Raw genomic sequence first — 21505 nt, forward strand, 5'->3', positions numbered from 1 at the left:
ATGAATTTTGAAAGTGTAAATATAATTCAATTATTTTGGTTTATCTCTTCAAAAAAATTAGTTTTACGTTTCATGAGCAAAGTCCTTATTCTTACGTATTACTGGCCTCCCAGCGGTGGAGCAGGTGTTCAGCGCTGGTTGAAATTTGTTAAGTACATGCATTTGTACGGATGGCAGCCAATTGTGTACACTGCCGAAAACGGAGAAATTCCGGTGAGAGACGAAAGTCTGCAAAAGGATGTGCCGGAAGGTACAGTGATCTTGAAAACACCTATCTGGGAACCATACACCCTTTACAAAAGGTTTATAGGCCGGAAAAAGGAAGATAAAATAAACGCCTCTTTTCTAAATGAAAGCAAAAAAACAGGCACTACTGAGAAAATAAGTATTTGGATTCGCGGTAATTTTTTTATTCCTGATGCTCGTAAATTCTGGATCAAACCTAGCGTAGCTTATTTGAGCGACTATATCCAAAAAAATAACATAGACTATGTTATAAGTAGCGGTCCGCCTCATAGTATGCACCTTATTGCTTTAGGACTCAAGAAAAAATTTCCGAAACTCAAATGGCTGGCTGATTTTAGAGATCCATGGACCAATATAGACTTTTACGAGAAATTAATGTTAAGTACCTGGGCTGACAAAAAACACCACGAGCAAGAACTCAGCGTTTTAAAAAATGCAGATTCGGTAGTAAGTATTGGTCAGGCGATGAGCGACGAGTTTGATGAGATGTTTCGCAAAGCAGGTGGGATAGAAAAGAATAAATTCAAGGTGATCACTAACGGTTACGATGAAGATGATGTGAGTGAAGGCCTGGAAATGAAAGATTCTAAATTTAGCATTGCACATATAGGAACCCTTGTAAAGGACCGAAATCCAGCATTGTTATGGAAGGTGTTAAGCGACCTTGTAAAAGACAATGCAGAGTTTAAAAAACAGTTGGAAATAAAATTAGTTGGTAAGGTTGATATTTATGTAAAAGATCAGATCGCCCTTTTTGGTTTGAGTGATTATGTTAGAAAGATAGACTACCTGCCTCACAACGAGGTTGTAAAAGAGCAACAAAGATCGCGTGTATTACTTCTTCTTGTAAACAATACAAAAAATGCAAAAGGTATTTTAACCGGAAAGTTTTTTGAGTACATGTCATCTGGAGCACCTATATTAGCCATTGGCCCAACAGATGGTGATCTTGCTAAAATTATTAACGAAACAAAAAGTGGATTGATAAGTGATTTTGATGACGAAGAAAATTTGAAACGAAATATTCTTACTTATTTTAAAGGCGGTTCAAATTTGCGCGATGAAGCCGCTATTTCACGTTACAGTAGAAAGGGTCTTACAAAACAACTGTGTGACCTTTTAAATACTTTGTAATCAGATGGTGAGTTGATTCAGTTTGTCAATAAAAAAGAGCGCCATTTTATTGGTGTAAAATTTGTCTTTGAATTGTCCCACCCATTGAATACCATTTACACTGTTGGTTAAAAAAACTTCGTCACCATTCATAAGTGTGTAAGAGGTAATAGCACTTTCAAAAGTCAGGATTTTATTTTCGGTAGCAAGACTCATGATTTGTTTTCGCATAACTCCCGCTACACAGCCTTCTGAAAGAGGAGCGGTGTAAAGCGTTCCGTTCTTCACTACAAAAATATTCGAGTTTATACTTTCGCAAATAGTGCCATTTTCGTTAATCAAAAAACAATCATCCAGCTTCATGCTCTGTTTAGCTATGCCTGCCATCACATACATAAGCGCATTACCACTTTTAATATTGGATAATTTATTTATCGATTTTTTAATATCTGCGTAAATATCCACCCAGTAGCCTTTTTGATTTATTTCATAGGGGGCCGGCAATTCTTCACTTTCAATTAAAAAAGAGATATCATTTGTTTCTGGCGTATAAAAACCACCATCGTTTCTAAAAACGGTGAGTCTCACCCTTGCGTGCGGTGCATGCACATTGTGTTTTAACAGATGTATGATAAACTCGTAAATATTCTCGGTATTAAGTTCGGCAGGCAGGTTCATACGCAAAACTGTCATGCCCAGTTTTAAGCGTGTAATGTGATCGCGCAAAAACATCACCTTATTGTTGCAGATCCGGATGGTTTCAAAAAGTGAGTCGCCATAGCGGAAGGCGCGGTTGGAGAAGGATACGCTTGGTTCGTAAATACTAATGAGATGTCCGTTAAGAATGCAATAAGTGTCCTTTGCCATTGGTGGTAGCCTTTGGATAACAAAAGTGCCTATAAAAGCGGGCTAATAACCTCAGTATCAATTTATTTAATAACAATGTAAAGTTAATGCAGGTTTTGGTGGTTACTATTCTGCCTTATTGTACAGTGAAAAGTATGACAAATTAGCGTTAATAACTATTTTGCACCGTATTTGATATAAGAAGCCTAACAATTACATTTGAAATAACTAAAAACAAAAAATTATGTTTGATAATAATGAATTTAGAAAGTATGCCACAAAGCACGCAGGCATAAACAGTTTAACTTACGACAGTTATACTTCCCGTATTCAATCTTCTTTAACTCCTTATATTATTGAAGAGCGTTCGCTGAACGTTGCGCAAATGGACGTTTTTTCACGTTTAATGATGGACCGTATTATTTTTTTAGGAACAGGTATTAACGACCAGGTTGCTAACATTGTACAGGCTCAACTTTTATTTTTGGAAAGTGTAGATGCGAAAAAGGATATTCAGATCTATGTAAATTCTCCTGGAGGAAGCGTTTATGCAGGGTTAGGTATTTATGATACCATGCAAATTATTAAACCGGATGTTGCGACTATTTGTACCGGAATGGCAGCAAGTATGGGTGCAGTGCTTCAATGCGCTGGAGCTAAAGGAAAGCGTACAGCTTTAAAACATGCGCGTATTATGATTCACCAGCCATTGGGTGGAGCAGAAGGACAGGCAAGTGATATTGAAATTACAGCCCGTGAGATTCAAAAGTTAAAGAAAGAGCTTTATGATATCATTGCTTTTCATAGTGGACAAACCTACGAAAAAGTATGGGCAGACAGCGACCGTGACTATTGGATGATTGCTCAGGAAGCTAAGGAATACGGTATGATTGACGAAGTTTTGGAAAGAAAATAAGTTTGATTGTATCTTTTAGAATTTTTAAGGGTTATGCGTTAAACGTATAACCCTTAATTATTTTAGTACTTAACAGTTTTTACCCATAATAATCACAAAATAGTTTTATAAATTTTGCGTTTATCAGAGTATTAAATATATTTGGATTATAGATATTTTAAAAAAGCACAAACATGAAAAAATTTCTTTGTCTAGTTTTAATTGGCGCAGGATTAACAGTTGCAGCTCAACCTAAAAAAGCACCTAAAATGGCACCGGTACTTGCTCCAGGTTATTACATCGGAAGTAAGAACGATACAGTTAGAGGCGAGGTGCAAACAAACCCTGATCCGGAAATTGAGTTGTATACGAAATTTAATTTCAGACCCGCAAAAGGCGGTAAAGTAATGCCGGTAGATCCTAAAAAAGCTAAAGCTTATGGTTTTGAAGGAAGACATTTTGTAATGTTGAATAATGGTGGCGAAATGATGTACCTCGAGCGTCTTGCCGAAGGCAGATTAAATTTCTACGAACATAAACATATGGGAAAAGTAGATGGTTATGATGCCATTGTTGCCGATTATTACATGCAGGATACGCGCGCTGAAGGCGCTGACGCCGGGTTAAAAGAAATTACCAAGATCTCTAATAAATTTTATAAAAAAGATCTTAAGCCTTACATGAAAGATCAGGCAATGATTTGGACGGATCTTGATAAATTTACTTTTAATAGAGAGACAGTGAAAAATGCTATAATTGAATTTAATAAATATTATGCACCTACTGCTAACTAGTAGAGTGTTAAAACAAAAAAAGCCGTCCCCAACCATGTGTTGGGGACGGCTTTTTTAATGCTCTGAAATGTTTATTTAGATGCTTTACCTGTATTCACTTCTTTCCATTGCACCAAATCTCTAATAACAACCGATGCACAGGTAAGTCCGAACGCTGCAGGCAAATATGAAATTGTGCCGTAGGCCGATTTTTTATACTTGCTTCCATCAGTTTTCATAATAGAATATTTAGCAGGAATCTCGGTGCTGTAAACTGATTTTATGCCCTTGTAAATATTCATATAGCGTAAACGCTTGCGCACATATTGGGCCATGGGACAAATATTTGTTTCTGCTATGTCTACCACTTTAATTTTGGTTGGATCCATCTTTCCACCAGCACCCATGCTGGATATGATACGTTGATTGTTGTAGTAAGCGGTTTGCAAAAGATAAAGCTTCGGCGAAATACTATCAATCGCATCGATAACATAAGAGAATTTCTGTGACATAAAGTCCTTCATATCATCCGGATTTTTAAACTGGTCAATGACCGTAAGATCTAAATCTGGATTTATAAGTTTTAAACGTTCACCCATTAAGTGTGCTTTGTTCATGCCGTGCGTAGAGCTCAAGGCTTGTAATTGACGGTTCCTGTTGGTAGGGTCAACCGTATCTCCGTCAATAATCGTCATTTTTCCAACACCGCTGCGACCTATGGCTTCTGCTGCGTATGAGCCAACACCACCTAAGCCCACAACCAATACGTGTGCATTATTTAATTTTTCTAATCCTTTTTGCCCTACTAAAAGGGCCGTGCGTTCCATCCAAGAAGTATCCATGTCTCTTTATTTTTAGTGCCAATTTTTAGCCATTAATAAACACATAGATACATAGATTGAATAGAAAAGACAAGATGTCTAAAGTTACACATAGGATACTTCGCAAGCGAAGTATGGGTAACGCAACACGTCGGGTAAAATGGAACTATGTTGCTGAAGTTCTCGAACTTTAGATAATGTCCATAATAGTATTTATTCAATGCAAACATATAAGGGGCTGAGAAAGTATAGAGTTCAATCTGTGCTACTAAATTCAGCAGCTGGTCGGGCACCTAGAATTTGAAGCAAAGCTTCAACTTTATGTATTCTATGCAATCTTCAGCGTCAAATTGATTCTATGTTTCTATGTGTTTTAATTTTTAGATTAGGTTTTACAATTTAAAGTTAAAGACTTTTTCGAAATTACTTTGTAATTGCTGTTTAATAATCTCTTCATCAATTCCTAAAAGTTCGGTTGCTTTTCTGTAAACATATTTTATCGAAAGATCTGCATCGTCGGTTTCTAGGAAGAAATTTTTGCGCCCCACATTTTTAATGGCCTTGGCAGCGTTAGATTCGTAGCCTAAAAGTGCTTTACCAAAAGAAAAATAAAGTCCTTCGTTCACGAGTATGCGCGCAATATTTTCGTTGTTATTAAAGCCGTGTACAATTACGGGTACTTTGTTATCGTTGAGGTTAAGGCAATTTATTAATTCGTTAAAAGCTTTTACACAGTGAATGATAAGGGGTTTATTTACCAGGTTCGCAATTTTAATTTGCTCAATAAAAACCTCCTGCTGAAGTTCGAAATCTACCTTGCTTAGTTTATCAAGTCCGCATTCGCCAACAGCAAGACAGCGTTTTTCATGGACCGAAATTTTTAAGTTTCGTAAATCTTCGAGGTAAGTCTCTTTTTGAATGTACCAGGGATGCAGTCCGTAAGAATAATGATTTGGTTTATCTGTTGTTCCAATGCTGAGATTTACCAATTCTAACTTGGCGTCATACAGCTGTGTATGCGTATGGATGTTGATAAACACGATTAATTTTTTTTAGAGACCGAATTATTTCCTGCATCAAACTTAGTAACTTTAAAACTTACTACTAAAGATGAATTCAGATAATTATAACAAAGTAACGTCAATAAACTTTTCCGAGCTCGAAACCCTTGTGGGAAAAGACTTTATAAGTTCGGGTACCGAACAACTTGAAAAGTACGGGCAGGATGAGACCGAAGACTTTGTTTTTTTACCCGAAGTGGTTGTAAAACCTCAAACGGTAGAGCAGGTAAGTGCTATAGCCCGACTCTGTAATGCTCACAAAATTCCTTTAACAACGCGCGGGGCGGGAACAGGATTAAGCGGCGGAGCGCTACCTGTAAAAGGCGGCGTATTAATGAGCATGGAGAAATTCAATAAAATTATCCAGATAGATGAGGCAAATTTACAGGCAACGGTTGAACCTTGTGTAATCAATTATATTTTTCAGGAAGAAGTAAAAAAACTAGGCTTATTTTACCCTCCTGATCCAGCGAGCTGGGGAAGTTGCAGCCTGGGCGGAAATGTAGCTCACAGCAGCGGAGGTCCCAAAGCCGTGAAATATGGCACAACCCGCGATTATGTCTTAAATCTCGAAATCGTGTTGCCCAATGGCGAAATTATCTGGACAGGCGCAAATACCTTAAAATATTCCACAGGTTATAACCTCACACATTTAATGGTGGGCAGCGAGGGCACTTTAGGCATTATTACCAAAATTGTTTTTAAACTTATTCCCCTTCCAAAACACGATCTCTTAATGCTGATTCCTTTTACAAGTGCCGAACAGGCTTGTAAAGCGGTAGGAGAAGTTTTTCGTGCCGGAATAACTCCTAGCGCTATGGAATTTATGGAGCGCGACGCTATTGACTGGAGTATTAAGTATTCAGGCGATGTTAATTTTGCGATCAAAGCAGAATGGCGAGCTCTACTATTAGTGGAAGTGGACGGCAATGACATGGAAGTGCTGATGAAAGACTGTGAAATGATTGGCGAAGTAATGCAAGCGAATGAATGCGACGAGATCTTATTTGCAGATAGCGCTGAGCAGAAAAATGCTTTATGGAAAATTCGGCGGAAAGTGGGTGAGGCGGTGAAAAGTAACAGTGTTTATAAAGAAGAAGACACAGTGGTGCCAAGAGCTGAATTACCCCGGCTTTTAAAAGGTGTAAAAGAGATTGGCGCCCGTTATGGATTTAAATCTGTTTGTTACGGACATGCCGGAGATGGCAATCTTCACGTTAACATTATCAAAGGCGATTTAAGTGATGATGTTTGGGAGAATGATCTTCCAAAAGGTATTAAAGAGATTTTTGAATTGTGTAAAGCCTTAGGTGGAACCATTAGTGGGGAGCATGGTATTGGTCTTGTGCAGAAAGAATATTTGCCAATAGTTTTCAGTGCCTATCACCTCGAAGTAATGAAAGGCATTAAAAAAGTTTTTGATCCCAACTATATTTTAAATCCGGGAAAGATTTTTGATTGAAAGTGAGTGCGAAGGAAAGGTTAATTAATACTGCATTAAGCTGTATTTCCAGCATTAAAGGGTGATCTAGATTATTTTACTAACTTGTAAATTAAATTTAATCAGCCATGAGAATATTTATCTTCTTGTTTTTTTGCGTTTTATTTTGCAAAGACCTTTTGGCGCAGGTAGTTTTCTGTCCACCAGGTGCGGAATGGCATTACAATTTCGCGATGAATTCGACCCAAATTGAGAATGAGCACATAAAATATGTAAGAGACACGGTTATTGGACAGAGTACCGTAAAGTTGCTCGCTCATACCCGCTTTTATCATAATTGTAGTACGCCCCAGGGAAATCAATACACCATGCTCAGGCAAAATGGCGATACTATTTTTTTTAAAAACTTTGCTAGCCAGAATACATGGCAAATATTGTACAATTTTGCCTGCCAGCCAGGGCAAAGTTGGCAAACCACTTTTAAAACGGCAGATGGCATGTCAGTGGTCACAAGCTCTTACATGGTAAGCGCCGTAACTACTGTCACCGTAAATAACTTGAGCTTAAAAAAAATGAATCTCGGAAACAATCAGGTAACAGAGCGCCTGGGTTGCGATAAATTTTTGTTTATGCTTAGCAATCCTGCGGGATGCAGTACCGGTTTGTTCGCTGGCAATCTTTGTTACAGTGATAGTTCATTGGGGTTAGTGCAGTATTCGAATTTGTCTTGTTACAATGATGGCGTCACAGGTATCAAAGGTATGGACTTCCAACTTTTTAAAGTCTACCCTAATCCAGTAAATGATTTTATCTCTGTTGAAGACATGGATTCTGAGTTATCAAATGCGGATTATTCTTTTTGCTTGAAAGATATTTTCGGGCACAGTTTGATGGAAGATATTAGTCTTAGTGAAAGCCGAATAAATGTTAGTGCTCTACCAAAAGGGATTTATTTTCTGCACATTTTTAAAAATGAAAGATTAATATCTACTCAGAAAATTCTGAAGGATTGAACAGAATATCATTGGAACAGCCCTTGCCAATACTTTTCAATTTCGTACATTCACTGAATAGCTTAGCTTGCAATTTAGACATGAAAACATTTTTTACTTCTCTCTTTTTCTTAGTTTTTTTATTTATAAACGCGCAGGAACCTGTGAAAAGAACTTGCGGTACTGAAACTCCCGGCGAGGCCTGGGATAAGTGGTTTAACGAAAAAGTAAAGGAATTTATTGAGAATAATCCGCAAGCGAAAGAGCAGGCTAACTATACCATTCCTGTTATTTTTCATGTGATCTACGACAATCAACCCGTGGGAACTTTTCCGAATTTAACCCAGGCGCAAATTCATTCTCAGATACCAATTCTCAACAACGACTTTGCAGGAACCGGCTTTAATGTTTCTAACTTTTCCTCCACCACATTTAACCAGGCTCTCATCGCAAACTGTAATATTACCTTTTGTCTTGCTAAAAAAGATCCTACTGGAGCAACTCTCAATGAACCGGGAATTCACCGTGTCAGTTACAGCGCTTCCGGCTGGACAAATCCCGCCAGCTTTACAACTCAGGCTTCTTTTAAAAATTACATGGATGGCACCATTAAATCAAACTCCATCTGGGATCCATCGCGTTATCTAAATATCTGGATCTCCGACGTAAATACAACAGTTGGTTTATTGGGATACGCTACTTTTCCTCCAGCCTCAGGTCTAACCGGAATGCCGGCGCAGGGCACTATCCTGGATGATGGGGTTTGGTGCTGGTCGAGAGCCATTGGGGATGTTGGTTTTTTAAATAATGCTTACAGCAAAGGAAGAACCGTTACGCATGAAGTAGGGCATTACCTTGGTTTACGACACATTTGGGGAGATTCAAATTGTGGAACGGATTATTGTAATGATACACCCACACAACAAGCAGAAAATACAACCTGTCCAACTTTTCCGCATGTAACCTGTAGCAATGGTCCGAACGGAGATATGTTTATGAATTTTATGGACTATTGTTATGATGCCTGTCTGTATATGTTTACCGGCGACCAGCGCACGCGCATGCAAACTGCCATGGCGAACTCCACATTACGAAAAAATTTAACTGCCAGTGCGGCCACACTTTGTGCCGGTTCTGACGCATGTACGTATACCATCACTAACTTTTCAAGTACCGATACTTTACAATCTTATCGCCGTTCTACTGCCGCTTCATCAGATGCTTTCTGTTTGCAAGGTCCAGGTAAAGCGGGTTACATAGTAGGTTCTAACTGTTACGGAGATAAAGAAAAAGCAGAGTTTTATGCTGGTTCAAAATACGCTAGTGTTACCGGGCCACATGTATCGGGGGTTGTAGTTTTGTTTTACCAGTATATTAATACAGGCACAGACGGTACGGGGAATGTAGGTCTTAACCTTTATAGCGGCACATCTGCAAACACGGCTCCGGGCAGTTTGTTGGGGTCTATTTCTGAAAATCTTTCTACCATTGCTGCAACCACCAATACAAATGGGGTTAACTTTTGTGGAAATCCTAATTTGGCTTTTGCTAATCCTATTATCATGCCATTTAAATTTAATTTTACATCACCTGTACCTGTGCCACAAAGTGGTTTTTTTGCTTCTGTAGTTCTTCCAACATCTTCAAATGATACTGTTGCCATACTTGATAAAAGAACGGGAACTACTAACACGGCCTGGGAAAAGTGGGATAATAATATCTGGCACGATATGAAATCAGCCTGGGGGGATGTTCGCAATTTTAATCTTGCTATTCTTCCTGTTATTGAATGTGGCCCTGTGGGTTTAAAAAATAATTCTATTTTATTTTCAGGCGTTGATTTGTTTCCAAATCCCTCAAATGGCGATTTTACCATTGTAACCACACTTCCCACGGTACAACGGCTAAAAATAAATGTTTATTCTATGATGGGGCAATTGGTTTACCAGGATGTAGTGGAACAGGCAAAACAAAATCTTATTGAAATAAAAATGCACGATCAGTCACCTGGAATTTATTTTGTACAACTGGATAATGGAGAAGAGAAAGTTGTAAAGCGGATGATTTTGACGCGATAGCAGGGATGTCGGGAGGGGGTAGCCTTTAGTTTAGGTAATAGGTAAAACCTGGAACGGGAAACAGTAAAGAAGAAGAGATCTTATTCTTGTAGAAGAAACAAAAAACCAGGAACAAAAAAAACAGGAACGTAGATCTATTCCAGAACTTTATCTTTTGTGTATTTTCTCCATTTTTCAAGAACAGCCTGCATGTCGTTAGGAATGGGACTGTCGAAAAACAATTTCTCGCCTGTTATAGGATGCGTAATACCCAGAGTTTTGGCGTGTAAGGCCTGACGTGGAAGCAGATCAAAACAATTCTGAATAAACTGCTTGTATTTTGCTGTATTTATTCCTTTTAAAATAGTGTCTCCGCCATATTCATTGTCGTTAAACAAAGGATGTCCTATACTTTTAAAATGCACGCGGATCTGGTGTGTACGCCCGGTCTCCAATTTGCATTCTACAAAAGTGATGTAGCCAAAACGTTCAATAACTTTATAGTGCGTTATTGCATGTTTGCCATGTTCGCTATCCGGTGGAAAAGCATACATTTTTTTACGGTCCTTTAAATCTCGTCCAACATTTGCAACAATGGTTCCTTCATCTTCTTTTAAATCGCCCCAGCAAATAGCAATGTATTTTCGGTCCATGGTACGGTCGTAAAAATCTTTTGCAAGCCTCGTCATGGCCAGTTCGGTTTTAGCTATGATGATAATGCCCGAAGTATTTTTGTCGATGCGATGCACCAAACCCGGACGATCTAAATAAAGGTCGTTGTTGAGTTTTGTTTTTGAGGTTGGTAAATTTGTAAAATGATAAAGTAATGCATTCACTAAAGTGCCGGTGTAATTTCCATAAGCAGGATGAACTACCATACCTGGCTTTTTATTTACAAGAGCAATGTAGTCGTCCTCAAACGTAATATCGAGCGGAATATTTTCAGGAAGAATTTCAGAAGTTCTCGGTGGTACTGTAAGAACAATGGAGATCTCATCAAAAGGTTTGATCTTGTAGTTCGATTTTACCGCTTTTCCGTTTACCAGTACAAATCCAGCGTCGCAGGCATTCTGAACCTTGGTCCGTGTGGTGTTGGCCACGCGTATCATGATAAATTTATCAATACGCATGGTCACCTGGCCTTTTTCAACCTTTATATTATGGTGTTCAAAAAGTGCTTGTTCTTCATCGGAATTCAAATCATCCGGTCCTTCATCAAAATCAGCCATCACAAAAAATTAATGCTGTACAATTATTTTTTGTTGCTGTACAGCTTGTCCCTTACTCTTAAGTACTAAAATATAAATACCTGCTCCCAGCTCATTCGTAGAAACAGTATGGTGCGAAGAATCTATTTTTTCTGACTTAATAAGTTGCCCTAAAGAGTTGTAAAGTTGATACCCTGAATTTTCAAACTCAGAAGTCACAATATTAAATTCATCAGAAGAAGGATTAGGATAAACAAGGAATTGGTTTTTCAAAGAGCGTTTTAATTCTTCAATCCCTACAGGCGCGTAAAAGGTTCCAAAGAAGGGCTGCATCATGATAGATCCATTTTCCTTCGATTGCTCAAAATTATTTCCAGAATCAAAATATAAACTTTCTTTATGATTATAATTTTTATCGAAACCAATGGTAAGAATACTGCTCGCCTGTTGAATGCCGATAAAATAAGTGCCAGGATTTAAAATTAATGGTCTTTTGAATCGGTATTCAGGAACTTCTTTAAAACCAGCAGAATCTGAATATTTTGGACGATAGGCGCTGCTGTCTCTATAGTAAGGTGGACTATTAACCGGATTACCATTCCCATCAGCAGACCAAACATTTAATGTAAAATTGTAAACAGAATTAGGATTCGTTATTGTGCTAACATTGCCGGCGGGATCGAAATAAATTCTAACGCCTGTGAGGCTGTCTGTTTTATTCAATTTTATTTTCACAGCAATTTTAGCAAGAGCTGCGTTCACATAATATCCTGCTTCAGCACTTCCATCATCAAAGGCATAATAGTTATAGAAGCGTTGGTACTGTATAACAGTGTCATTTGCCGGAACCGCATCTGGTACGCCATTGTCGTAAAAAACATAATGCTTAATTGGAAAATATACCCCGGTGCTCTTAGTGATCTCAAAAGTATCTATTACAATAGGAGTTGCTTGCGAGGGGACTTTGCTGTAACCATATCCGGGAGGTACTGCGTTATTTTTCCAGAAAGGATTGATATTTTCAGCTCCACCATCGTATTCTGAAAAAACAGGATTGCCATACATGTCGAAAACCCGGTACCGGTAATAGATATTCTCTTTAGCACTGTGGTTATTGCGAATTCTCACATTGGTTCTGAAAGCCATTTCTGAAGGAAGATATTGCTGCAAAGGCATTGCAGAATAGTTTTTTAAGAAAGAAGTTGGTATTCCGGCAATGGTTATATCCTTACGGGTTGTATCTGTTAAAGAATCTGACTGCGGACGATTTTTATCCAGGAAAATATAGTCCAGGTGCCAGTGATCGAAGTTTCCGGTAACCGAAGCATAATTTCTGAAACGGAACTGGAAATCCGGATGAAAATAAGCGCTGTCAGTAATTCGGATAAAGGCTCTTTTAAAATTAGTATCGAGTGTATTAGAAGAAAGATTTCCTTCCTGATACCAGACACGCGTTTGCCATTTATTTTGGCGTGGTTTAAAGAAATCAAGGATTAAGCTGTCAGACTGCTCAGGCCCATCGCCATTGCCCCGTGCCTGGTAATAAAATGACAAGGCAATATTATCAATTGTAGGGTTTAAAGTCGTACTGCCGGAGGTATATAAATTAATTGGCTGAGAAGTAAGCTTATCCGCAGGATCAGATTTAGTAAGATTAGAAAGGGTTGGATTGTAAGGATAGCCGTATTTATTAAGTCCATCAAAAGTAGCTACACCAATACTCAGCGGCGCTATCGGCATTCCCGAATTTACATAAACGTTAGAGTCCTGCCATTTAGTGGGGTCAGGATAATTACTGGTACTTGAGTAATAAAAATCTTCTATAAATGGCAGTGAATAAGAAATAGATGAAGTTCTTTGTGCACTGATATCCGTGTTTGGTTTAACGGCTTTTGATTTAAGATCGGGATAAATGTAAGTGATGTTTGAACTTAAAGGACGAAGCCCTTCTTGTGCAAATGAGAAGCAGGAAAAGAGTACAAAAAAGAGGCTGTATAAAGTTTTATTTATCATCATTGTCAAAATTTACATCTTCGTCCGTTGCGCTGGTATCAGCTGCTTCGGCATGATAAAAGTTATCTTTTCTTCCTACGATCAGTTCAATAACACTTCCTTTTTTAAGACCTTTACCAAATTCGATTTCTTTGCCGTTCATGCGTTGCGAAAGCACACAACCGTTGCAATCGGCTGCTCTTTCTGTAACGGCGCCAATTTTTAAGCCTAAACGTGCAAGGATGAGGCGGGCCTGCCTTTCGCTTCTGTCAACCAGCTTTGGCATAATTACTTGCGGAGCAACCATTCCAGTAACGTAGAGATACACTGTTCTATTGTGTTTAACGGCAATATTCATTTCAGGATCTTGTCTCAACACAACTCCGGGTTTTTCTTTAGGATCGTAAATACTATCTATTATCTGGTAATTAACGTGCTTATCTTTTACAAAAGATTCCAGCGAGCTTACCTCCTGACCTTTAAAATCGGGCACCATTACCATCTTTCCGTGGTTTGTGTAAGACGAAAGCCAGGTTAATGTCCCAAAAATCAAAAGGAATATCAACGCGAGAATGATACTGATCTGAATTAAAAAGTGTCGGGATTTTAAATAGGAAACGAAATTTTTCATCAACGCCAGGTTTTCGGGATTATTATACTGAGAACTTAAGCGTGCTCAGTCTGAGGTTCGTGAATAATAATTTTAAGAAACACGATAACCATCGCACCAACCACTTGTTCGCTCATTTGCCATACACAATCCATCATGAGATGTTGTACGCTAAGGTGCCTGGTAAGAGAAATATTGACAATGGTTGCAATCATAAAAAGCGAAAAGCCTGCAATAGCGCCACAGATAAGGCCTCTTACAAAAAAGATGCGGATCTTTTTCATGAGCGAACTTTCGTAAAGAAAATAGATTCCTGCTCCAAAAAGCAAATAGGTTACAGCAGCAAAAGTAACAAACCAGCTAAGAGGAAATTGAATACGTTTAAAGTCGTTTAAAAAAATGCCATGCCATATATAAAATAAGGTAAACATGACGATTGCGGACAGAATCCACGAGAGAAAAAATCTTAATCCTAGTTTCATTTAATTAAAAACAAATGTAATGAAAAAAAGGGCTCTTTTCCGTAAAAAAAGCCTAAAAGTAAACCTTTGTGTCTGGGTTAAATAAATGGCAAGGTCTGGCGCCCGATAATTATCAGGATTACCCGCAAGCAGTGCAGTTTCACTCAAAAAATAATATATATTTGTAAAAATGAGAACAGTAAAGCGTGCAGTACTAATTTTTGGTTTATTTCTTGTGCTCTTTGGCTGCAGAAAATCATCAGATGCAAACTGGGATGTCGATTTAAGTATTCCGGTAGTAAATAGTTTGCTGAGCATAAAAAACTTTGTAAACGATTCGCTTTTTCAAGCAGATAATACAGGCCTGCTTTATGTGCATTTAAACAGGGAGATTGCTTATTTAAAGCTGGATTCTCTTATTGCCTTGCCCGATACCAGCGTGCCTGATTTGAATATAGTGAATTTATTTCCGGGCGCATTAGAACTTACCCTGAATAACCCTCCAACTACGCTCCCTCCGGCCGATCTCCGGTTTGATATTCCCAATGGCATCCTATTAAACAGGGCAGATATTCGTGAAGGGCTTATCACAGTTAAATTTACGAACAAACTTTCTCAACCCTTAGACCTGATTTATCAAATAAAAGCCGCAACAAAAAACGGACAATCGTTTACAATTAAAGAAACTATTCCAACCGGAGCGAACGGTCTTACCAAGACCTACGATCTTTCTGAGTATTCTCTTGATCTGCGGGGTACAAGCGGTACAGATCACAACATGGTTACTCAGACTTACACCTTCGGACTCAGTGCATCAGCCTCCAATTCTACTACCGTTAGCGCTTTTGATACCGCAGCAGTTTTAAAAGTTTCCTATTCAAAATTAGTTCCGTCTTATGCTGAGGGATACTTCGGAAACCAGGTTATTGATATAGCCCAGGATACAGCGAAATTGGGTCTTACCGACAATTTTACCGCGTCTAATTTCATGCTGAGCGACGCTACCATGGATTTTTCTATTGTGAATGAATTAGGTGCTGAGTTCAGAGCTTCCTTAAGCAATATAAAATCTATTAATTCGGTAAATAATAATGTTGTGGCATTGAATACGAACCAGCTCTCCACTATAAATATTGATAGGGCAAAGTGGTCCGGTGGGCTTCTTAAGCCGGGCATCAGAGTCATATCTTTTAATCCTGCAAATAGTAATATAACAGGCTTTATCTCGAATCTCCCGGATAAGCTTACTTACAAGGGAAGCGTGCAGGTAAACCCTATTCAGAATTTCGGGAACACGGACTTTGCTTACTACAATACTGGCATTCGCATACTGGCAAACATCAGTATTCCCTTAAAGTTTGCGGCAGATTATTTTGAGTTAAGGTCAACTACAGATGTTGACTTTTCGGGGGTCGATCAGCTGAATAAAGTGAACTACGGAAATTTTGTTATTTCTGCGAGTAACGGGTTTCCTTTCGCGGTGCGACTTCAGGGTTACATGTACGATGATCAGAATGTGATGATTGATTCTTTGTTTGTACCGGGTTCGAATGTTATAGATGCGGGAGCACTCAACAATGCCAATGAAGTTACGGTTGCAACGCAAAAAAAAGTGCAAATACCGATGGGAAGATCTAAGATAGAGAATTTGAAAAAGTGTAAGAAAATAAGGATGGTCTCCAGGTTTATTATGCCAAATAATCCGCCGGATATCAAGATCTTAGAGAAGTATGAAGTAAAGGTGAATATTGTTGCGAATATGAATTACAATGTAGCGCTGGGAGGATAAGGAGCTGGAGTCAGGACCGAAGGGATTGAAGAGAGTTAAGACAGAGCGGACTCAGGAAATTTAGCCTTTAAAGGATTCGAAGAATAAAAACTGAAGAGAGCCAGGAAATAAGATTCGATGGGTTGGAGCAATTTAAAAAAATAAGACATAGAACTAAAAAAAATAACAGTAGAAGTTCCGGCTCTCTGGAGCTGGGCCTACCGAATCTTTTCGAATGAAGCATAATTTTAAAAAGTTAATCATATGGCAGGACGCAATGAATTTTTGCGATCTTATTTATAATTACACTGAATCTTTGCCTTTGAAAGAAAAATATAATTTGATTCATCAGCTCGAAAAATGCGGTGTCTCAATACCATCAAATATTTCGGAGGGATCTGGCAAGAGAACTAATATTCATTTTGCTGAATTTCTAACGACCTCATTGAGCTCAAGCTTCGAGGCTGAGACACAGTTATTGATTTGCGAGAGAAGAAAGTTTGGAAATAAAGAGCAGTTAGATTATTTGCTTAAGAGTGTGGGGGAACTGCAACAGAAGATATATAATTTTAGAGAGACAATAATTAATAGCAAATAAATGGAGGGCCAAAGGGACTGCAGGGAATCACGAAAGCGGTCACGGTTGTATTTTAAGAAAGTGGCAAGACAGGGCAGGCTGGAGGTATGGTATATGGTTGCAAAGGCAGGAGCGCAGGTTACTAAAAAAAATTAGGACAGAACGAACCGATAATAGAAGGAAATTAGGTTGAATTTTAATGAAAAGTTTTATAGAATATTACATATCGATAAGTGTTGATCTTAGGTCTCTTGTATCTCGTTTCTTCTTTCGTGCAGGTGCAGCTTCGTTAAAGTCAGGGCTTATGAAACTCTTTAGTTTAGGGTCATTTTGGTCTTGCATCCCTGCAGTCCTGCGTCCCTTCCGTCCCGCGTCCCTTTCGTTCTGCGTCATCGTTCTTGTCCTCTCTGTTACCGGGGCCTCCGCGCAATACAACACCAACTTCCTGAACTACAGTAAAACCGGGCGCAGCGTTTCTGCTAACCTTGATTTTGAGGCCGGTAGCAATGGCATGAGCACAGGCCTTGTGAACAAACTCATATGGGGTGGTTATATCGACAACGATCTTAAAGCAGAATCTGCAAAACATTTAAAAGCTAAAAATAATTTCGGATTGCTTTTGAATTATGATGTGCACTCTTTTTTTAAAGGCACTAAAAAGTTTGATTTTTTAATTGGTATTAAAGAGCAGCAGGTTTTAAATGCCACGTATTCGCGCGACGCTTTTAATTTAATGTTTTACGGAAACCAGATGTACCGAGGTCAGACTGCCGATCTGAGTAATTTAAGTCTCAACGCTTTGCGTTTTCAGGAAATTAAATTCGGCGCCATTATGCACCATGTAGATTCGGTTGGGAAAATTGGCGTTTCTGTATCCTTGATTAAAGGAGAGCAATTATTTTATATAAAGACAAATAATAATTCAGGACTCTACACCTCGGCCGATGGAAGTGAAATTGTTTTCAATTCCAATTTTAATATGGCTTTGAGCGATACCAATAACAAACGTATTGGTGGGTTTAACGGAATAGGGGCAAGTGCAGACATCTTTTTTGAAACCACATACAAAAGCAGGGGCGGCAAAAAATGTTTATTAACGGTAAATGCAAATAACATTGGTTTTATTCATTGGTGGAAAAACAGTGTACAATACAGCAGCGACTCTTCTTTACGGTATACGGGGTACAATATCCGCAACATAAACGATTTAAAAGATTCAACTATCAGTGCCATCGATAGCGATAGTTTATTAAGAAAACTAACGAACGCACGCACCGAAGATTTTAATGTAAACATTCCAACCAATCTTGTTATTATAAATAAAATTTATTTCGGAAATGTATTTTGCCTGGGTACCGGATTTCGCTATATTTTTAACGCCAACTACAGACCTTACATTTTCGTGGAGCCGGAATTCAAAATTAAAAACGTTATTTTTTGTCTGCACGGTGGTTATGGTGGTTACGTAAAAGTAAACATTGGTGCCTCTGTAACCTGGAATAGCAAGGGCTGGTTTGTGCGCTTGGGCAGTAATAGTCTGCAAGGGTATTTTGCACCTAAAACTGCTTATGGTCAGGGAGTATTTGTAACTTTAGCTAAGAAATTGAAATGAGAAATCTATTCGTCATAATGTCGGTAATTTTTTGTTTGGAACTTCGTTCACAATCACCCGAGAGATTTTATTGCAGATATGGCGGATCGGGTGAGGATGTTGGATATTCTGTAAAACAAACAAAAGACGGCAAATATATAATTGCAGGCAGCAGTTCCAGTTATGGCACGCATGGAAACACCGATGTGATTTTAATGAAACTTGATAAATTTGGTTTTCCTGCCTGGGAAAAATACTTCGGCGGAACTGGAAATGAAGTTGGGAAATCGGTTATTCAATTGCCAGATTCGGGATATATGATTGCAGGCTTTACAGACTCTTATGGTGCCGGAGGATTTGATGCGTTTATCATTAGAACAGATAAAGATGGCGTTCAGCTTTGGCAGAGAACATTTGGTGGCGCAGATTGGGATTTTGCCAGCGACCTTGTACAAGCTATTGACGGAAATATTTTTGTGGTTGGCAACACTTACAGTTTTGGAAATGGAAAAAAGGATGGCTTTATTTTAAAGTATGATATGTCGGGTAACCTTCTTAACCAAAAATTTATTGGAGGTGCAGAAGATGATGAATTGCGATCTATTATAGTAACCAATGATTTTAATTTAGCCACAGTTGGAAATACCTCAAGCCGAGGTGAAATAAATGGCGACGGTTATTTTGCGAAGTTAGACTTAAACGGCGACACACTTTTTACAAAAACTTTTGGAGGCCCTCTTAAAGATTATGCCTGTGATTTGGTGCAGAAAGGAGTGTCCGAAAACTTTGATTATGTCGTTGCAGGCGCAAGGACACATCTTTTTCAAACAAAAACAAATTCATATATGTATAGAATTTCAACCACTGGAAATTTTGTTTATGATTATGACAATTATAATAGTTCAGGAGATGAAAATTGGGAATCTCTGGCGAACTCGTCTAATTTGTCAAACGCAACTGCTTTCATTAGGACGATTCCCGTACCAGCATTATCTCAACAAGGAAATATTATGCAGAAATATCCGAATGGATTTGAATTTTTGGTAAATTCTTTTGGTGGGGCTTTGGATGAAGCTTTTTACTCAATTGAAAATGTGGAACATGGAGGGTACATAATTATTGGTTCTACTGTGAGCTATGGTAGCGTAGGAAAAGATATTATATTTATTAAAATGGATAGTACAATTATAAATTATTCAAGCATCGTTGGTAATAAAGAAATAAGACAAGAAAAAAAACTTGATTTCTTTTACAAAGAAAATCACGTTGTAGGTTTTAACTTTCCTGATAATGATTTACCTCAAACGGCTGAATTGTATGATCTAAAGGGAAAACAAATCAAAAAAGTAGCACTTGAAAAAAAAGAGATTGAAATAAATTTGTCAGATCTTACGGATAGTATTTATATAATTCGCTTTGGTTATAGTAACGGCCAAGCTATTTATCAAAAACTGATAAATTAATGGACGAAAAAAAAAAATATCTTTTCTTTTCTTTTTTTGTTGTACTAAATATTATTTTAAAGTGCTTATGCGCTGGAGATTCGTCATACAGTTATGATGAAATGATTAGCGTTAAGGATTCATTTCTTGATTTTGGACACATTAAACATGAATCTGAATGGGATAATAACCCTCCATTTTACTACTATTGCTTATGGGTATGGCACCAACTTTTACCAATCAATGAATTTAATTCAAGACTTCTTAGCGTCCTGTTCTCTTCGTTATCTATCGGTTTTAGTTTTTTATTTGCCTTAAAAAAATTCAATTATAGAACTGCTATGTTCAGTGCAGTCCTTTTAACTCTTTCTAATTTTTTACTATTTTATTCGATTGAGGCAAGAACGTATTCATTAGTAGTCTTTCTTACCTTACTTTCGTCGTTACAGTATTTCAAATTTGTTGAAAAGTCTTCCTGGGCTAATTTACTGCTACTTTCCCTGCTCAATTTTCTCCTGATATATTCTCACTATATTTCTGGAATTGTATTAATTGTACAATATCTTATAACGCTGATATATTACAGGAAGAATATAAAGCACATTTTTGGATTTCATACAATTTTAATAATTAGCCTTGTACTTTTACGATTTACAAAAAAACAATTTCTGAATATAATGGGATTTAATCAGAAGGGCGATTTTTGGTTAAAAACGGCTACCTGGAATGACTTAAAATTAACTTTCTTAAATCTTTTTGACAATAGATTTACAGCCGTGTGTTTTTTAATAATTGTGTTTTTAGCCGTAACCCATTTTTTTATGGATAGGAAATACAAACCGACAAGTAGCGAAATGTATTGCCTGTTTTTAGGATTTGGCTCTATCCTGGTGTTGTTTTTTACAGGACTTTTTAAAGCTGTTTTTTTAGACCGTTATCTTATTTTTTGCATTCCATTTGCGACAATGTTGGTATGTTCTAAGATAGCAAATTACAAAAATGTTGGTCTTCTTTTTTTTGGTATCCTTTTATTAATTCAACTTGTAAATTACAAGTTCGGAAAAACGCCCACCATTGACTTTAGAACGGTGGCTGATTTGGTCAAACAAAATGAACAAGCAGGAGATTATAAAGTTATTAATACAAAAGAGAACAGAACGCTATTTGGGTATTATTATTACGGAAGAAAATTTTTGAATTTCAAAAACATCGACTCAATTTCCCACTCACAAAATATTTATGGTGTAGATGAAGTCGAAGCCCTGGAAAAAATAAATTTCTCGCCAAGCAACAAGATTTTCTTAATACAATCTTTTCATAAAATCCAAAGAACAGACAATCCAATAAAAGAATATCTTTTAAAAAACAACCGCCAACTTTATTCAAATAGTTTTAGTTCTGGAATCGAATTTACTTTACTGAAAAATGTCAGCTATTAAATTTTGGACAATTTTTTCGGACAAACTTAAACACATCAAAAGAGTGTTTCTTGATTCATAGATATAATTATTGTCAATTAAGACCTATTTCGAGCAGACCTATATTTAATTCTGTCGAAGTAATTTCTATGTATTTCAGATTTAAAGGTATTTAATTCTTGATTTTCCTTAT

General features: G+C 37.7%; 19 protein-coding genes. 11 read left to right on the top strand and 8 right to left on the bottom strand.

Annotation, left to right across the window (positions count from 1 at the left end):
- The first annotated feature begins 72 nt into the window (after positions 1-72).
- Positions 73-1380, top strand: a complete 1308-nt coding sequence (locus tag CNR22_16820; protein PBQ34932.1) for a glycosyl transferase family 1 — start codon at positions 73-75, stop codon at positions 1378-1380.
- Here CNR22_16820 and CNR22_16825 read toward each other — a convergent pair whose 3' ends face one another.
- Complete coding sequence (locus CNR22_16825; GenBank protein ID PBQ33371.1) at positions 1381-2226, bottom strand: 4-amino-4-deoxychorismate lyase; 846 nt, start codon at positions 2224-2226, stop codon at positions 1381-1383.
- 223 nt (positions 2227-2449) lie between these two features.
- On the opposite strand from CNR22_16825, the gene CNR22_16830 reads away from it, so the two are divergent.
- Together CNR22_16830 and CNR22_16835 are read left to right on the top strand one after the other, a co-directional pair.
- Positions 2450-3121 (top strand): ATP-dependent Clp protease proteolytic subunit, encoded by a 672-nt coding sequence (locus CNR22_16830; protein PBQ33372.1) that lies wholly within the window; start codon positions 2450-2452, stop codon positions 3119-3121.
- Positions 3122-3294: 173 nt separating this feature from the next.
- On the top strand, positions 3295-3894 hold the full coding sequence (locus CNR22_16835) for a hypothetical protein (protein ID PBQ33373.1): 600 nt from the start codon (positions 3295-3297) through the stop codon (positions 3892-3894).
- 71 nt (positions 3895-3965) lie between these two features.
- On the opposite strand, the gene CNR22_16840 is transcribed toward CNR22_16835, so the two are convergent.
- A complete protein-coding gene (locus CNR22_16840) occupies positions 3966-4715 on the bottom strand; it encodes a tRNA threonylcarbamoyladenosine dehydratase (GenBank protein PBQ33374.1) in 750 nt (249 codons plus the stop codon).
- Between the two features lie 371 nt (positions 4716-5086).
- A complete protein-coding gene (locus CNR22_16845) occupies positions 5087-5737 on the bottom strand; it encodes a hydrolase TatD (GenBank protein PBQ33375.1) in 651 nt (216 codons plus the stop codon).
- Between the two features lie 67 nt (positions 5738-5804).
- Between CNR22_16845 and CNR22_16850 the strand changes: the two genes are divergently transcribed.
- From CNR22_16850 to CNR22_16860, 3 genes are all read left to right on the top strand, one after another.
- Positions 5805-7217, top strand: a complete 1413-nt coding sequence (locus tag CNR22_16850) for an FAD-binding oxidoreductase (GenBank protein PBQ33376.1) — start codon at positions 5805-5807, stop codon at positions 7215-7217.
- 107 nt (positions 7218-7324) lie between these two features.
- Entirely contained in the window at positions 7325-8209 is an 885-nt protein-coding gene (locus CNR22_16855; GenBank protein ID PBQ33377.1) for a hypothetical protein, read from the top strand.
- A gap of 80 nt (positions 8210-8289) precedes the next feature.
- Positions 8290-10266, top strand: coding sequence for a hypothetical protein (locus tag CNR22_16860; protein ID PBQ33378.1), 1977 nt, complete (start codon positions 8290-8292; stop codon positions 10264-10266).
- Positions 10267-10400: 134 nt separating this feature from the next.
- Here CNR22_16860 and CNR22_16865 read toward each other — a convergent pair whose 3' ends face one another.
- Genes CNR22_16865 through CNR22_16880 form a run of 4 tightly spaced genes read right to left on the bottom strand, consistent with a single transcriptional unit; the run spans position 10401 to position 14486 of the window.
- A complete protein-coding gene (locus CNR22_16865; GenBank protein ID PBQ33379.1) occupies positions 10401-11474 on the bottom strand; it encodes an RNA pseudouridine synthase in 1074 nt (357 codons plus the stop codon).
- A 9-nt stretch (positions 11475-11483) separates the two neighbouring features.
- The gene (locus CNR22_16870) at positions 11484-13469 is read right to left on the bottom strand and encodes a hypothetical protein (GenBank protein ID PBQ33380.1); all 1986 of its coding nucleotides are present in this window, start codon (positions 13467-13469) and stop codon (positions 11484-11486) included.
- Positions 13456-14076 (bottom strand): hypothetical protein, encoded by a 621-nt coding sequence (locus CNR22_16875; protein ID PBQ33381.1) that lies wholly within the window; start codon positions 14074-14076, stop codon positions 13456-13458. The genes CNR22_16870 and CNR22_16875 overlap by 14 nt, the downstream gene beginning before the upstream one ends.
- A gap of 35 nt (positions 14077-14111) precedes the next feature.
- Positions 14112-14486: a hypothetical protein gene (locus CNR22_16880; protein ID PBQ33382.1), complete on the bottom strand. Its 375-nt coding sequence runs from the start codon at positions 14484-14486 to the stop codon at positions 14112-14114.
- 220 nt (positions 14487-14706) lie between these two features.
- On the opposite strand from CNR22_16880, the gene CNR22_16885 reads away from it, so the two are divergent.
- Together CNR22_16885 and CNR22_16890 are read left to right on the top strand one after the other, a co-directional pair.
- Positions 14707-16305, top strand: coding sequence for a hypothetical protein (locus tag CNR22_16885; protein ID PBQ33383.1), 1599 nt, complete (start codon positions 14707-14709; stop codon positions 16303-16305).
- 214 nt (positions 16306-16519) lie between these two features.
- Positions 16520-16882, top strand: a complete 363-nt coding sequence (locus tag CNR22_16890) for a diversity-generating retroelement protein bAvd family protein (protein PBQ33384.1) — start codon at positions 16520-16522, stop codon at positions 16880-16882.
- Positions 16883-17080: 198 nt separating this feature from the next.
- Here the strand turns inward: CNR22_16890 and CNR22_16895 are convergent, their stop codons facing one another.
- Positions 17081-17299: a hypothetical protein gene (locus tag CNR22_16895; protein PBQ33385.1), complete on the bottom strand. Its 219-nt coding sequence runs from the start codon at positions 17297-17299 to the stop codon at positions 17081-17083.
- A gap of 73 nt (positions 17300-17372) precedes the next feature.
- Here CNR22_16895 and CNR22_16900 point away from each other — a divergent pair, with 73 nt between their 5' ends.
- Genes CNR22_16900 through CNR22_16910 form a run of 3 tightly spaced genes read left to right on the top strand, consistent with a single transcriptional unit; the run spans position 17373 to position 21333 of the window.
- Complete coding sequence (locus tag CNR22_16900) at positions 17373-18473, top strand: hypothetical protein (GenBank protein ID PBQ33386.1); 1101 nt, start codon at positions 17373-17375, stop codon at positions 18471-18473.
- Positions 18474-18490: 17 nt separating this feature from the next.
- The gene (locus CNR22_16905) at positions 18491-19915 is read left to right on the top strand and encodes a hypothetical protein (protein PBQ33387.1); all 1425 of its coding nucleotides are present in this window, start codon (positions 18491-18493) and stop codon (positions 19913-19915) included.
- A complete protein-coding gene (locus CNR22_16910) occupies positions 19915-21333 on the top strand; it encodes a hypothetical protein (protein PBQ33388.1) in 1419 nt (472 codons plus the stop codon). Before CNR22_16905 ends, CNR22_16910 begins: the two co-directional genes overlap by 1 nt.
- Positions 21334-21505: the final 172 nt, after the last annotated feature.

The sequence above is a fragment of the Sphingobacteriaceae bacterium genome, assembly GCA_002319075.1.
Classification (GTDB): Bacteria; Bacteroidota; Bacteroidia; order B-17B0; family Aurantibacillaceae; genus Aurantibacillus.